Source organism: Micromonospora sp. IBHARD003 (assembly GCF_056106285.1).
Map to the genome: position 1 here is coordinate 1,300,752 of NZ_JBWBBX010000001.1, position 14,894 is coordinate 1,315,645.

A 14,894-nucleotide genomic window follows, 5' to 3' on the forward strand; every position below is an offset into this window, starting at 1 on the left:
TTTCCACTCACCCTCCGGAGGTCAGCCCGGTCCTTGGTGCCGTGGCGAGGTGGGCGCCCACCCGCTTGACCATCAGTGTCATCTCATAGGCGACCTGTCCGACGTCGGAGTCGGCGTCGGACAGCACGGCGAGGCAGCTGCCGTCACCGGCGGCCGTGACGAACAGGAAGGCCTCGTCGAGTTCGACGACGGTCTGGCGGACCTGTCCGGCGTCGAAGTGCCGGCCGACGCCCTTGGCAAGGCTGTGGAACCCGGAGGCGACTGCGGCCAGGTGCTCGCCGTCCTCACGGGTGAGATCCCCGGACGTGCCGGTCGCGAGGCCGTCGCCGGAGAGCACAAGTGCCTTGCGGATGGCGCCGACCCGGTCGACCAGCTCGTCCAGGAGCCAGTTGAGCTCGCCGCTCTTGGTGGCGTCGTTTGCTGCGGCGTTCGGTGCGGTCATCGACCGTTCCCCTCCGATGTGGTTCCCTGTGCTGTCTCGCGGCCGGTGCCGTCCTCGGCGTTCTGCCGTCGTCCGCGCTGCCAGCCGCGCTGCATCGACGCCATACGGTCGCGTACTTCCTCGGCATCCCGTTCATGCTCCGGCACGCCGGCCGGGTTCCCGCTGTCCCCCGCGGGTTCGGCGCCGGATGCGTCACCCCGCAGCTGGGGGGCGAGGCTGGCCTGGCGCACCCGGCGGGGCAGGCCTCCGATCGAGGGTGCGGCCGGGGTTTCGCCGGCGTTTACGCCCCGGTCCGCCTCGTCGGCGGGTGGTGTCTGTTCCCCGTTCAGGGGGGTCGTTCCGTCCGTCGCGGGCCGTTTCACCCTGCTCTCCGGCCGGCCCGACGACGGGTGGGTACGGCCGGGTCCGTCCACCCTGCGGCCGTGGTCGGCGACCAGGGTCGGGGGCTTGCGCCGGGGCAGCGGGATGGGGCCCGAGGGGCGCCGGACCGGGCCGCGGTGGCGCTCCGGGGCCTGGTCCTTGGCCTGCTGGTGCTGTTCGTCGGCGGACGGGCGCAGGAAGTCACGGGCACGGAAGAGCCCGCCGCGCTCGCTCTCGGTGTCCTCGATGTCCCCGCTGCCGACGGCGGGACGGTCCTCCAGGCCCAGGGTGCCCACGGGCGCTTCGAGTTCGACGGGGCCGTCGAGCACCACGGGGCCGGTGCGCCCGGTGGGGACCTGGGTGAGGGCCCTGACCCTGCCGCCGTCCGTGCTGCGGCGACCGTGGTCCCGGTCCGATTCCCCGACCTGGGCCGGGCGCTCGCCCCTGCGGTCGAGCCGGAAGCCGGTGCCCTCGGTGTCGGGAGCGTCGGTGAGCAGCGTGGCCGGGATGAAGACCACTGCCGTGGTCCCCCCGTACGGGGACGGCTGGAGCGAGACCCGGACGCGCTGCCGCTGGGCGAGCCGACTGACCACGAACAGGCCGAGCCGGTCGGTGTCGGAGAGCTCGAACTCGGGTGTCTCGGCCAGCCGGAGGTTCGCGTCGAGCAGCGCCTCGGGTGCCATGCCGAGTCCCCGGTCGTGGATCTCCAGGGTGAAGCCGTTGGCGACGCGCTCGCCGTGTACCTGCACACCGGTGTGGGGCGGCGAGAAGACCGTGGCGTTCTCGAGCAGTTCGGCGATGAGGTGGGTGAGGTCGGCGACGGCCGGGCCGGCCACGCCGATCCGCGGCAGCCTGCGCACCTCGATGCGTTCGTAGTCCTCCACCTCGCCGACCGCGGCCCTGACCACGTCCATCAGCTGGATCGGTTTGCGCCACTGCCGCGAGGGAGAGGCGCCGGAGAGGATCACCAGGCCTTCGGCGTGACGGCGCATCCGGGTCGTGAGGTGGTCGAGCCGGAAGAGGTCCGCGAGCTCCTCGGTGTCCTCCGTGCGCCGTTCCATGGAGTCGAGGAGGGTCAGCTGACGGTGCAGCAGGACCTGGTTGCGCCGCGCGAGGTTGACGAAGACCTCGGAGACCCCGCGGCGCATACCTGCCTGCTTGACGGCGGCCTCGACGGCCGCCCGCTGGAGGGTGTTGAGGGCCTGGCCGACCTGGCCGATCTCGTCCTTGTCGTACTCGAGGGGCGGCGCCTCGGTCTCGATGTCGACGCTCTCGCCCGCGGCGAGCCGGCGCATCACGCTGGGCAGCCGGACGCCGGATACCTCGTGGGCCTCCTTGCGCAGCCGGGACAGCGAACGTGCGAGGTCACGGCCGATCCTGGTGGAGACCACGAGCGAGACCAGCAGGGCGAGGAAGCCGAGCACTCCGGCGATTCCGGCCTTGACGAGGACGCTGTAGGCGGCGGGTTCGACCCGGTCCCGGTAGCGCTGGCCCGCTTCGGTGCTCTGGCGCGCCAGGTCGTCCAGGACCGGTGTGGCCAGTTCCTCCCAGCGTGGGGAGTCGACGGACCGGGGGTTCTTCGCGGGCCCGTCGGCGATGAGCCTCTCCTCGGCCTCGCGCAGGGGCTGGGTGTCCGGGCTGCGCCAGTACTGCTCGAGCTCCTCACGCTCGGACGCGGGCAGGACTTCGAGGCTGATCTCGTAGAGCAGCTTGCGGTTGGCGGTGAGGTCGGAGACGGCACGGACCTCATCGGCCGTGATCCGGCGCGCGATCAGCGCGGAGGTCACCAGCGCGTCTTCCCGGGAGAGCAGCTCGCGGGCGCGCACCACCCCGACGAGGGCGCGGCCCTGCTTCTCCAGCTCCACGTCCTCGAGTGCGTGCAGCGAGGTGAGGAAGGTGTAGCAGGGGTCGACGAGACGGTTGTAGAACTCGAGGGCCTGCGCGCGTGTGATGGCGTTCTGCTCCACGTTTCGCCGCAGCGAACCGAGTCCGTCGAGGGCGTCGAGCAGGGAATCCAGCCGCTGGGCGACGTCCGGGCGTATGGAGTCCTGAACGCCGGAGTCCCCCGCGCTGCGCCGGATCTCGGCGACGGCCGCGTCGGTGGCGGCGCGCTGGCGGCGCAGGGCCGCGAGGCCGTCGGACGCGCGCGGGTCGGCGAGATAGGCCAGGGTCTGGCGGCGCTCCTTCTGGATGACGCGGACGGTGTCCTCGAGCGGGCTGCCGACCTTTTCGATGATGTAGCCCACGTCCAGGAGCTGCTTGGCCTCCTGGCCGGTAATGGCGGTGGCGAATCCCCAGAGCGCGCTGAGGGACACGAGGGGCACCAGCAGCAACGCCACGATCTTCCTGCGGATGGACGTCCCGCGAAAGCGCATGGCCTCCCCCAGATCTGCGCCCGCGGTGAGCGGACGTGATTCCGCTTGTGTCTGCCTCAAGAATCGGCGCGAGCCTACTACTGACAGACTGACAACTCGAAGGCGCGTCCGCACGTTTTTCGGCCGTGGGCCGCTGCGTTGATCATGGGTTGTCCTGGTATCCATGGAGTTGCGTCTTCCCTGTGTGGCCGAGGACACCAGGCAGAACGCGACATTCCGTTCCCGAAGGGATGGCCGGAATTCTTCGGTCCCTGGGGAATCTTTTGCGCGGATCGTTCGTCTTTCCGTATGGGGAACAGGAGTTGCAGGGGATTGCCGGGCCAGGTCTTCCGGATGAACGAGGCGCGGCGCCCGGGGCGCATGGGGTGTGCGGCGCACGCTGTGTACGCAGCGGAGGTCCGCTGTACCACCCGGACGGCGAGCCCGTCCCGGACCGGCCGTGTGCGACGCAGACCGGGCCGGGGCAGGCTTCACAGGGCGACGTGGAGGGACATTCCATGTGTCTGTCCGGTACTTGACGGCCTATCGGTGCCGAATCCGGGAAGCCACCCTGCAGTCGGACAGCGGTGGGGAGTGATCGCGGACGATGAATACGGGGAGTACAGGGAATGAGACACGTGCGTACGGGCGGATCTGGGTCGAAGAGCCCGTGGGACGCAGGCGTCTGCCGGATCCGGTGCGCACGGCGGCCGTGCGCGCGGTCATCGTCACGGCGGTGACCCTGACGCAGGCGCTGATGGCGTTCTTCTTCACCGTCACGGGCTCGTGGCTGGCCTTCCCGCTGGTTCTCGCCAGCGTGGGCAGTACGGTCATGGCGACCTGGGCCGTGCTCGACGTATGGGTCACCCGTCAGGTGTGGAACCAGCGGTACGGGGTGGTCTCGGAGCCCAGCAGCACGGCCCGGCAGCTGCGGCGCGAGCGACGGCGCGCCCGGCGGGCGGCCCGGACCGCGGCACGCGGGGCCGCACGGATACGGCGGCGGGACACGGGCCGCAGGCTGTCGCAGGCCTGAGCGGCGAACTGACCGCGAGTCCCGCGGGTCCGGCCCCGGAGTCAGGGCACCGCACCCGCGGGATCATGGTGAGACCACGGAATCAGGGCCAGCACCTCTCGCCATACGCGAAGAGGCATGGACGGTGGGGCTTGCCGTGGTGTGCTCGGACCCTGACCCCGCCGTCCGTGAGGCCGTGCGGTTCGTTGCCGACGCCGGTGATGCTTACGGTGGCAACACGGTGTGGATCCGCCTCGTTTGATGCCGCTTCACGGGCTGATCGGGCGGGTGCCCCGCCTGTGGCGAGGACGGGCCCACGTCACGACGGACGGCTGCTCACCGGTCCGGGGACCGGATGCTCGGCCGGGACCCGCGAGGGGAGCCGGCGCAGCGGCGGGACGGCCCTCGCTCGCACCTGTCCGGTCACAGCACGGGAGGCAGCAGACCGGCTGCTAGGGGGCTTCTGACGGGTCGGCTCCGGCCTCCTGTCCCGGCCGTTCGGCGTCCGCCGGTTGGTCCGGCGTGCGCCTGAACATACGCGTCGCGGTGATCTCGCCGTGTACGGACTCTCCTTCGGTGCGCTGCTGCGGGAGCCCCGGCCGCAGATGCTCCTCGACGCTGATGTACTTGAGGCCCGCCCGGAGGTCCGCGTCATTCCGCAGCCGGATCACGAGGGGGAACTCGGCCAGGGCCGTCGTGTCGAACAGGCCCGTGGTGTAGAGCAGCTGGACGCCCAGGGCATCCGACACCGCGCGCTGCAGCTCCAGCAGATAGGTGGCGTTCGCCCGCCCGATGGGGTTGTCCAGGAACAGCGTGCCGGCGTGCCGGTGCTTGTCCCGGCCGCGGTCGTTGCTGCGCAGGGCCGCCATGGTGCAGTACAGGGCGATCGCCGCGGTGAGCAGCTGTCCGCCGGAGAAGACGTCTCCCATCTGCCCGACAGGGACCCGCTCGGCACGCAGCACCGCGTCCGGCTTGAGGATCTCGACGGCGATGTCCTTCGGCTGCAGCGCCGCCTGGACGCCGCGCAGCAGCAGGGACATCCCGTCGCGCCGGAGGTCGGAGTTCTTCCTCACCGCCGCACGGGTGGCCTCGTCGATCACCTCGCCGAGCCGCTCGACGAGGGTGGCCTGGTCGGGTTCCTCGAAGCGGATGCGGAGGAACTCCTGGCCCGACCACTCTCCGAGGCCTTCGGGGAGCCGGGACAGCCGCTGTGCCGAACGGAGAGTGGTGAGTGCGGACTCCACCAGGCCCCGCAACCGGTCCACGATCGAGTCGCGGTTGCGCTCCAGCTGTGCCAGCTCGTCGGTGAGGACCCGCAGCCGCGGTGCGAACGCGTCGGCCCACTTCGCTGCGTGCTCGGGCAGGGCCGCTGCGGGAAGTTCGCGGATCTGCTGGCGGGCCGGGGTGCGCACCGCTTCGTAGCGGGTGGCGTTGGCGTGGCGTACGAGCACATCGCACGCGTCGCGCACGGCGGCCTCGGCCGCCGACAGGTCGGACGCACAGCCGCGCAGCGAGCGCCGGGCCTCGGCGGCCGAGCGCCGGGCCTCCTCCAGGCCGTCCGGGTACGGCTCGGGCTCCTCCTGCTCGTCCTCCGTGTGGTCACGGAGCAGATCACGCAGCAGGGCCGCCGTCTCGTCGAAGCCGCCCGCGGCGTCCTCGGCGGCGCGGTGGGTGCGCAGCAGCTCCGCATGGCCGGCGCGAGCCGTGTCCAGCGCCTCGGTGTGGCCGGCCAGTTCGGCCGTGGCCGCGCGCAGCAGCGTCTGGGCCTGCTCGGCGTCGGCGGGCACCAGCTCGTCGGGCAGTCCGGTGTGCGCGTCGCCGTCCTCCGGGGCAAGGCGCTCGGCGTCGCCCCGGAGGCGGCCCAGCTTCTCGCTCGCCTCGGACGCACGGGATTCCAGCATCTGCACCAGTGATTCGGCACGCGCCGCGGCGGCCTGCCGGGAGGGGCCGTCGGCGCCGTCGGTGCCTTCCAGGAGCTGGGCGGCACGGGTGCGCACCTTGTTGGTGAGCCGGTCGAGCTGGCCCAGCGCGGCGCTTTCGTCGCTCTCGGCGCGGGCCTGTTCGGCCCGCAGGTCGGCGCCGACACCGACCTTCTCGTACAGCTGGGAGGCGGCGCGGTAGGCCTCGCGCAGGGCGGGCAGGGGCACCCGGGGCGCGTCGGGATCCGCGTCCGGCAGCTGCTCGGGCGCACCGGCGATCTCGGCGCGCTCCGCTCGCAGGGCGCGGGAGGTACGGCGGGCATCGTCGGCGGCCCGCTGAGCGGCCCTGCGGTCCTCGTCGGCGGCCCGCGCGCGCTCCAGGCAAGTGGCGGCACGAGCCTCGGACTCGGCGGCGTCGTCGGCGAGTTCACGCTGCTTCGCCTGCCAGCCGGCCCGTTCCCTGAGCCGGAACGCCAGCCCGGCGAGTGCGTCGGCCGCACGGCGGGCACGCTGGGCCGCGTCCTGTCGCTCGTCGCGTACGCGTGTGGTGTCGGCGGCGGCCTCGTCCGCATCGGCCCGTGCGGCGCGGGCCTCCTCGAGCGCTTCCCCGGCGGCCTCGGCGGTCTGCCTGGCCGTGTGTGCGGCATGGGCGAGATCGGCGAGCATGCCGGGCGGGCAGTCGGCGCGCCAGGAGGCGATGCGGGCGGCCAGCGCCCGGTCCTCGGCGAGCCGGGCCGCCAGCTCGCGGATCTCCTCGTCCCTGGCTGCCGCCCTGGCGCGCAGTGCCTGGCGTTCCTCGTCCGCGGCGTGTTCGTCGTGCATGGCCGGGTTCGGCGGAACGAGGAACACCTCGGTGTCCCCTCCCGTGGCCTGCCCCGGGACGGGAGCCAGCAGGGCGGCGGCGGTGCCGACGGCCACGGCGGAACGGGGCAGCAGCGCGGCAGCGGACAGGACTTCACGGGCACGCGTGTACGAGATGGGGTCGGTGATCACCACACCGTCCACCAGCTCCGGGCGTGCGGCCAGTACGGCGGCGTGGTCGACGGGGTCGACTGCCTGCGCGAGATAGCGCCATCCGGGCAGTGCGGGGATGCCGTGCTCACCGAGGAACTCGACGGTCGCCAGCACATCGGGGCCGGGGGGCAGCAGCCCGCCGTCACCCAGGGCGCCGAGGATGCGCGCGTCGTCGGCCGCGGCGGTCCTCAGGTCGAAGAGGTGCCGCTCGGCCGAGGAGAGCCCCTGCTCGAGCAACGCGCGCAGTTCGTCCGCGTAGCGGTCCAGCTCCTCGGCGGTCAGCGGGCCTTCGTCGGGCCGGACGGGTGCCCGCCGGCCCTCGTGGGATCCGTTGGCGGGTCCGGCGGCGGGGGCCCCGTCCCCCGCCGGGTCCGTGCCGTCGCTCGCGGCGGTGTCCGCAGTGGGGGGCTGGGGCAGATCGGCCCCGGTGGCGACCGGGCCGCCGTCGGCCCCGTCCGCCGAACCGGTCGCTCCAGGGGCTCCAGGGGGCTTCACGTTCGTGCCGATGCCGGGTCCTGACGCGGAATCCGCCGACTCCAGGGCGGCCTCGGGGTTCGTCGGCGCGGACGGTGTGGGCTCGCTCCCCGACCGGAGGGCCGGTGCCCCCGCGGATCCGGTCGTCCCGCCCGTGGACGTCGTACGGCCGGTGGCGGAGTCGTGTCCGGAGGCCGTCGTCGAGCCGCCGCGCCGCGGGCCCGGGACGGCCGGGGTAACGGGCGCCGACGGAAGGCTGAGCAGTTCCGCGAGGCGCTGCGACTCGGCGATCGAGGCGGCGGCGCGATGCTCGGACGCATGGGCGCGCTCAGCGGCCTGGGCGGCGTCGGCCGCGCGGGCGGCGGCCAGTTCGGCCCGGGTCTCCGTCGCCGCGGCCTCCCGGGCACGGTCGGCCGCGGTGCGGGCGGCCTCGCGGGCCACGTCCCAGGCGGCGACGGCCGTCTTCTCCGCGTCGCTCGCGGCGAGAGCGGCGCGGGCCGGGTCGGCGTCGGGCGCGGTGTCGTCGAGCCAGCCGGCCCGGACGGCTTCCGCCGTCTCCTGTGCGACCTCCGCAAGCCGCTGGCGCAGATGGCCTGCCTCGCTGCGGGCGCGCTGGGCCTCGGTGGCGGCGGAGGTGGCGTCGCGATGGGCGGACTCGCCCGCCTCCTGGAGGGCGGCGGAGCGCTCCTCCTCCTCGTTGGCGAGGCGCTCGCCGTCCTCGGCCGCGGCGTGGAGGGCGCGGACGAGGTCGGCTGCTGCCTTGCCCCGGGCGGCCAGTGCGGGGGCGGCGTCCCGCTCGGCCTCGCGGATGGCGGCGGCGACCCGTGCCGAACGGTCGGCGGCGGCCCGGTGCCGCAGCACGGCCTCGGCGGCCTGCCAGGCGGATTGCAGGGTACGCGCGTCGGTCAGTTCGCGGCGCTGCGCGGCGGCGCCCTTCTCCGCCGCGGCGAGCGCCAGCGACGCATGCCGGTAGGCCAGTTCGGCCGCGATGAGGGCGCTGCGGCCGCGCTCCCGCTCCGCCTCGGTGACGGTGTGGGCCGCGGCGGTGACCTGTCGTGCGAGCTCCGCGGTGCGGGCGCGCTCCGTGCCCGCACGGGCGGAGAGCCTGCGGGCGAGGGCACGGGTGCGGCGCTCGGAGCCCGCGTGGATGTCCCGGGCCCGCGTCCGCGTCCCGGCCGCCTCCACGATGCGGCCGAGCAGATCCACGGAGCCCGCGGTGAAGTCGCGCTCCGCGGTCAGTTCGGCGCGCCGTCCCAGTTTGTTGCCGAAGCCGGCGACCAGATCGGCGAGCCCGTCGGTGTCGCGGGTGTCGGTGACGGCCCTCAGCAGCAGGTCCGTGAAGTCGGAGTCCTTCTTGACCGCGAAGAGACCGGCGGCCTCACCCTCGTCCGCGTTCATCTCCCGCTGGTAGCGGAAGAGTTCGGGGTCCAGTCCTAGGTCGCCGAGGTGCTCGTTCCAGCGGTCGTGGATCTCCTCCCAGTGCACGTCGAGGTGCGGATACGCCTTGCCCGCCTCGGTGATCGCGTCCCGGAAGCCCTTCATCGTGCGGCGGCGGCCCCGGGCACCCGAAGCCCCCTCGGCGCTGGGGCGGACCGCGCTGGATTCGGCCACGGGCAGGGAGTCCAGGCTGAGTCCCGGGCCGGGCCGGAAGGAGTACCAGGCCTCGGCGAACTTCCGCGGGTCGTTGGAGACCTGCCGCCCGCGCCACTCGCTGACCTTGCCGACGACGACCAGTTCGCCGGTGAGCGTGTGCTGCCATTCGAGGGCGACGTGGCCGCAGTCGTCGGCGAGCAGGAACTTGCGCAGCACACCGGAGCTCGCACCGCCGAGGGTGTTGCGGTGGCCGGGCAGCATCACGGAGAAGATCAGCTTGAGCAGTACGGACTTGCCGCCGCCGTTCTCCAGGAAGAGGACGCCCGCCGGGGCCGGGCGGCGGGGCGGGCCGACCGGTTCCGCCTCGAAGAACTCGGCCTGCATGGGAGCCGGGTCCGGCACGGGCTCGCCGACTCCGCGCAGGTCCAGCACGGTGTCGGCGTAGCGCGCACCGGCAGGCCCGATGGAGTAGAGGCGGACCCGGGACAACTCGTACATGGGGGCTCTCGTCGTTCTCGGGAAGGTTCGGGCGGGCTTCGAGCGTGGTTCAGGCGTGGAAGGGCAGACCGGCGTCGGCGGCCAGTTCCAGGTCGTCCGCGTCGGGCGCGGGCACGAGCGTGGCGGTGCCGTCGGTGACGGGGACCACGCCGAGCTCCAGCAGCTCGGCCATGGCCGCGCTGCCCGCCATGTCGCGCACCTGCAGCTGGTAGCGGGCGGTGGTGCGGTACGCGCCTCCGGCGTCGTCGCCGGTGCGCTGCAGGAAGCCGGAGTCGGTGAGGAAGGCGACGGCCTTGCCGACGATGCCCGTGGTGGAACCGGCGAGACGCCTCGCGTCCTTCGTGGCACCCGTGGCGCTGCGGCGCGCGTAGATGCGCCAGGCGGCCTCGAGACCGGGGGCGTCCGACGCGGGGTCGGTGTTCCGCCCCTGATCTTCGGCGCGCTCCTCCAGCCGGGTGCAGGCCTGGCGGACGAAGGCGTCGACACCGTTGACCGTGATCCGGCCGATGTAGCCGTCGTCGGCGAGGTCCTCGGGGCGCGGGAAGGCCATGGCGGCCACGGCGAGATGGGCGAGTCCGTGCAGGAAGCGGTCGGCGGAGTCGGTGGAGGCGCGCCGGGCGTAGTCGCCCATGCGGACGGCGAACACCGAGTCCTCGGCCGCGGTGACGGCCATGCCCGCGCGCGGGGACACTTCGAGGACGACCAGCCCGAGTCCGGTGGCGACGGCGTCGGCGAGCCGGGCGAAGGCGGGCTCCTCGCGATAGCGCCGCAGCAGGTCCGCGTATTCGGCGTCACGCGCGGGCAGGAGCTTGGGCTGCAGTCCGAACGCGACGAGCCGCGCCCCGTCCGCCGCATCGGCGGGCGTGACGGCGGAGGCCGCGGAGATGGGCCCGGCGGGCGGGCCCTGCGGCGCGCCCGGCTCGCTCCACGCGGCGGTGTGCTCCGCGTGCTGGTCGCTCACGACTGCTGCTCCTCGGTGCTGTGGTGACGGATTGCGGTGGGGGCGGGGCCGGCGGCGGACGGCGATGGCCGGTCCGCCCGGCCCTGGGGCTCGGGACCCGTGTCCGGGGGCGACGCGATCACGCCGCCTCCGAACGGTCCGCCGCCATACCGGCCGCGTCCAGCAGTGCCGTCCCCACTATCAGGTCCGCCCCGCCGAATTCGGGGTCCTCCAGCTCGGTGCCGTCGTCGACCGCGAACAGCAGGCGCTGTTCGCCCTGGCGGTAGGCCGTGCCCACCGGAGGGCTCGCGGCGTGGACGGCGAGGAGGGCGACCAGATAGGGAAGATCCGGGTCACGGCGGCGGGCCTCGGCGAGCAGTCCGGAGAGCCTGCGGGGAGCGTCGTGCTCCAGATCGAGCAGCTCCATCGCGGTGGCCAGCTGCTCCTCGCTGAAGCGGCTGTCGTCGGGGGTCGCGATCAGGTCGGGCTCGGGCATCTCGGCGCCGAGGTGCTCACGCTCCACGGGCGGGGTGAGGAGCATCTCGACGAGATCGCCCAGACGTACCGACGCCGGTGTGCGCAGCCCGGTACCGCGGGCGAAGAACACATCGGTGACCCTGGTGGCCTGTTCGACGGGCAGCGGCAGCAGGGGGGCGACGAGGTGCCCGTACAGATCGATCCCGGCCTGTGCGGCCGGTGCCGCGAAGGCCTGGCGGTCCTGTTCGGCGCGGAACAGCGGCCCGGCTTCCAGCAGCCGGGACTGGAGCTGGGTGTGGCGGCGGATGCAGTCCTTGACGATGTCGACGAGCTCGGCCGCGCGGCGCTTGTGCTCGGGGTCCTCTGCTTCGTCGCGTGCCTTGCGGATGTTCGTCAGGATCGCGTTCTCATGGCGGTACCGGTCGGCGACGTGGTCGAGTGCCTCGGCGATCATGTCGGGCACGTCGTTCAGCCAGTCGACCGCGCGCACATTGCGCCGGGTCGCCTCGAGCGTCCTGCGGAGCGTCTCGGCGTACTGCACGGTGCGGTAGCGGGCCTGCTCGGCCGCCAGCTGGGCGTCGGCGAGCCGACCCCTGCTGATCAGGACCTCCAGCTTCACCTCGGCCGCGATCTGGGCGCTGGTGACGTCGGTGTCGAGGGCTCCGACGAGTACGTTGACCGCTTCGTCCGTCGCGCGGAGGTACACGCTTCCGCCGTAGCCGGGGACTTCCTCGATCAGCTTGAAGTCGTAGTCCCGCCGTACGTAGACGCCGTCGGGGCCGAAGGTGCCGTAGACGGCACGGAAGCCCCGGTCGACGCTTCCCACGTTGATCAGGTTCTCCAGCACCCAGCGTGCGACCCGCTCGTGCTCGGCGAGGGGCCGCGCGGGAGCCTGCGCGGCGATACGGGGAAGCACCTTCGCCACTATCTGGTCGTGGTCGGCGCCGGTGTCGAAGTCCATGTGGAGCGTGACGAGGTCGATGGCCGCGAGGGCGACTTCGGCCATCGCGTACACCGAATACTCACCGGCCAGATTCGCCTTGCGGGCGTCCAGGTCGTGCAGCGGCGCCGTGCACGCGAGCGCGCGGAGCCGCCGCGCCAGCCCTTCGTCGGCAGCCGGGCCCTGCGCGGGCCGCGGCCCCGTGCTGAGCTGGGGCGGAACGAATTCCGTCGAGGCAGGCGAAGTCACGGTGCACAGACTAGGTCCTCGCACTGACAACGGTCGAAACAGCGCAGATACGACGGGGGACGCGGCGGAGGAAGCCCGACCGCCGATGACATGGGTCACAGAAAATGTGCAGCCTCCCTGGGCAACTGGTCATGTTTGGGCAGTTTGTTCGCCCGGTCCTGCATTCCCGCCGTTCAGGGGTGCGGAAAACCGCTCCGACCCACGTCTGCGCTGGTCATACGATCTCGTCTCGTCGCACCGCGTGACCGTTCCGCAGACGCGACTGGCGCCCCCAAGCCTTTTTGCCCCTTTCGTCTTTTACCGACCAGAAAAGGTCTGCCTTGAACAATCGCCGTGTCCTCGCGACCGCTGTCGCCGCCGCCATGGCCGCACCGGTCGTTCTGCTGTCCGCCCCCGCCGTCTTCGCCGACGAGAAGCCGGCCGCGTCGCGGGCGCAGGGTGAGCAGCCGACGCTCGAGCAGCTGAAGCTCGCCGTCTCCGTGGCCCAGAAGGCCTACGACGACGCCGTGGCCGCGACCGCCGAGGCCAGGAAGGCCCTCGATGCCGTGGACGGCCCGGCGCACCCGCTCGCGATCGCCGAAGCGGAGGCGAAGAAGGCCGCCGAAGCAGCGGCCACAGCCGCTGCGGCCGCGGACAAGGCCGTCGCGGATGCGCAGGCCAAGCTGGACAACGCCGCCACCGACGAGGAGAAGGCCGCGGCGCAGCAGGCGCTGGACGAGGCCAGGAAGACCGCCGAGACCGCCGCGGCGGCCAAGAAGGCGGCGGACGCCAAGCGGACCGAGGCGGAGCAGGCTCGCCAGAACGAGCGGATCGCCAAGGCCGGGCTCCTCTCCGCCGCCGGCGACGCGGAGCGGGGCGCCAAGAAGCAGCTGAAGGCCGCGAAAAAGGCGCTGGCGGACGCCGAGGCTGCGGCCGAGGACTGCGTCCCCGAGCCCAAGTTCACCACCGTCGTGCGCGGTCTGCCGAAGAAGGTCGTCGGCGGCACCACCGTCGACTTCACCCTGCGTGTCACCAACGGCACCGGCAAGACGATGGACGAGGTGTACCCGTACGCCGCCGTTCACGCCTTCGACTCGAAGGGCCTGAAGGAACTCGACAAGCACCTGAATCTGAAGTGGTCCACCGCCGCCCACACCAACTGGGAGGACGTGGACCTGGACATGGGCCTGTTCGTCGGTTCACTGAAGGCGCACTCCTCGGTGGACGTCAAGCTGCGCCTGAAGGTCGACTCCAGGGTCCCGGCCGGCCAGGGCGCCGCCTTCGTCGCGGGCACCTACGTGAACAAGGACGACTCCTGCGGTGGCACGCCGGACGTCGACTTCTACGAGTTCCGGATCCTGCCCAAGGGCAGCAACCCGGGCAAGGTCGAGGACGCCGAGGCCGAGAAGGGCGGGAAGGACGGCAAGGGCGGGTCCAACGCCCCGACCGCTCAGGGCGGCACCGCGGACACCGCGGTGGACAAGACGGCCAAGTCCGACGGCTCGCTCGCCACGACGGGCTCGAGCAGCGTCATGCCGACGGTGGCCCTCGCGAGCGGTCTGGCCGTCGCGGTCGGCGCCGGAGCGATGTTCGTCGTCCGCCGCCGCAAGGCCGGCGCCGACGCCTGACACACACGGTGAGTCAAGGGCCCGCGTTCCTCCGGGGACGCGGGCCCGCCGCGTTCGGCACCCAAATGACCGCCCTTAGTGCTGTGACCGGCGACCGCCCGGTCGCCCCGGGGACCCGCCGCGATCTTCCTCAGCGCGCGACCGTGTTCCCGTCACGGACCAGCCCCGCGTACACCCGCACGAGCCTGTCGCGGGAGTCGTCGAGGTAAGCGGCGAGCAGTCCCTCCGCCCGGTCCGCTTCTCCCTCTGCAAGGGCGTGAAGAATCTCCCGGTTCCGCACGAGATAGGGCTCATACAGCGCCCGTGGGTCGTCCACGACGTGGAAGGCGAGCCGGAGTTCGGCGAGGACGCCGCGCATGAGCTCGTCGGTGCGGACACCGCGCGCGAGCGAGACGAGTTCCCGGTGGAAGTGGATGTTCGCCGTGGAGGCCCCCTTCCAGTCCTCCTCGCGCGCCGCCCGCTCACCGGCGGCGACGGCGGATCGCAGACCGTCCAGAGCGAACGGGGGCCGGCCGAGTCCGCGCACGACGGCGCACTCGACGAGTCTGCGGGTGCGGTAGATGTCCTCCACGTCCTCGACGGCGAGAACCTTCACGAACACTCCGCGGTTGAGCTGGTGGACGAGCAGCCGCTCATGGGTCAGCAGCCGGAAGGCCTCACGCAGGGTGTTCCGTGAGACGCCGAGCGCGCCCCCGATGCTGTCCTCGGAAAGCCGCGTACCGGGAGGGAAGAAGCCCTCGGCGATCCGGGTGCGCAGGATGTCCGCCACCCGCTCGGCCGTGCTGGTGCGGTCCAGCATCGGGCGGTCGTCCGCGAGTTGGCCCACATCGGACTCCGCCATCGTCACAGCGCCTTCCGTTCCGGCCGTTCCGGCCATCGTGGCCCCCCTCGCCCCGGGCCCCGCCGACGCTGTGGGGATTCAATCGCAGAAATCGGAACAGGACAACATGCCTCTTGTCGGATCGTTGAACAATCCTCTACGTTAGCTGTGGTCGGCGTCACAACCCCTGACGGC

The 14,894-nt window shown here is 72.6% G+C and carries 8 protein-coding genes; 2 read left to right on the plus strand and 6 right to left on the minus strand.

The annotated features are described in order from the left end of the window. Window positions 1–7: 7 nt before the first annotated feature. Together ACTWOL_RS05715 and ACTWOL_RS05720 are read right to left on the minus strand one after the other, a co-directional pair. A complete protein-coding gene (locus ACTWOL_RS05715; RefSeq protein WP_474294967.1) occupies window positions 8–442 on the minus strand; it encodes a roadblock/LC7 domain-containing protein in 435 nt (144 codons plus the stop codon). Continuing rightward, window positions 439–3,177: a sensor histidine kinase gene (locus ACTWOL_RS05720; protein WP_474294969.1), complete on the minus strand. Its 2,739-nt coding sequence runs from the start codon at window positions 3,175–3,177 to the stop codon at window positions 439–441. Before ACTWOL_RS05720 ends, ACTWOL_RS05715 begins: the two co-directional genes overlap by 4 nt. 649 nt (window positions 3,178–3,826) lie before the next feature. On the opposite strand from ACTWOL_RS05720, the gene ACTWOL_RS05725 reads away from it, so the two are divergent. Beyond that, complete coding sequence (locus ACTWOL_RS05725) at window positions 3,827–4,189, plus strand: hypothetical protein (RefSeq protein ID WP_474294970.1); 363 nt, start codon at window positions 3,827–3,829, stop codon at window positions 4,187–4,189. A 431-nt stretch (window positions 4,190–4,620) separates the two neighbouring features. Here the strand turns inward: ACTWOL_RS05725 and ACTWOL_RS05730 are convergent, their stop codons facing one another. The 3 genes from ACTWOL_RS05730 to ACTWOL_RS05740 form a co-directional block, all read right to left on the minus strand. Next, window positions 4,621–9,666: a hypothetical protein gene (locus ACTWOL_RS05730; protein ID WP_474294972.1), complete on the minus strand. Its 5,046-nt coding sequence runs from the start codon at window positions 9,664–9,666 to the stop codon at window positions 4,621–4,623. A 49-nt stretch (window positions 9,667–9,715) separates the two neighbouring features. After that, window positions 9,716–10,627, minus strand: coding sequence for a hypothetical protein (locus ACTWOL_RS05735; RefSeq protein ID WP_474294974.1), 912 nt, complete (start codon window positions 10,625–10,627; stop codon window positions 9,716–9,718). A 118-nt stretch (window positions 10,628–10,745) separates the two neighbouring features. Then, entirely contained in the window at window positions 10,746–12,272 is a 1,527-nt protein-coding gene (locus ACTWOL_RS05740; protein ID WP_474294976.1) for a hypothetical protein, read from the minus strand. Between the two features lie 320 nt (window positions 12,273–12,592). Here ACTWOL_RS05740 and ACTWOL_RS05745 point away from each other — a divergent pair, with 320 nt between their 5' ends. Beyond that, window positions 12,593–13,879: a hypothetical protein gene (locus ACTWOL_RS05745; protein ID WP_474294979.1), complete on the plus strand. Its 1,287-nt coding sequence runs from the start codon at window positions 12,593–12,595 to the stop codon at window positions 13,877–13,879. A gap of 130 nt (window positions 13,880–14,009) precedes the next feature. Here ACTWOL_RS05745 and ACTWOL_RS05750 read toward each other — a convergent pair whose 3' ends face one another. Further along, complete coding sequence (locus ACTWOL_RS05750) at window positions 14,010–14,720, minus strand: GntR family transcriptional regulator (protein WP_474294981.1); 711 nt, start codon at window positions 14,718–14,720, stop codon at window positions 14,010–14,012. Window positions 14,721–14,894 lie beyond the last annotated feature (174 nt).

Bases quoted from the DNA above. Each gene is read 5' to 3' on its own strand.
- ACTWOL_RS05730 (WP_474294972.1), bottom strand. From the start codon at position 9,666: ATGTACGAGTTGTCCCGGGTCCGCCTCTACTCCATCGGGCCTGCCGGT.
- ACTWOL_RS05715 (WP_474294967.1), bottom strand. From the start codon at position 442: ATGACCGCACCGAACGCCGCAGCAAACGACGCCACCAAGAGCGGCGAG.
- ACTWOL_RS05750 (WP_474294981.1), bottom strand. From the start codon at position 14,720: ATGGCGGAGTCCGATGTGGGCCAACTCGCGGACGACCGCCCGATGCTG.
- ACTWOL_RS05720 (WP_474294969.1), bottom strand. From the start codon at position 3,177: ATGCGCTTTCGCGGGACGTCCATCCGCAGGAAGATCGTGGCGTTGCTG.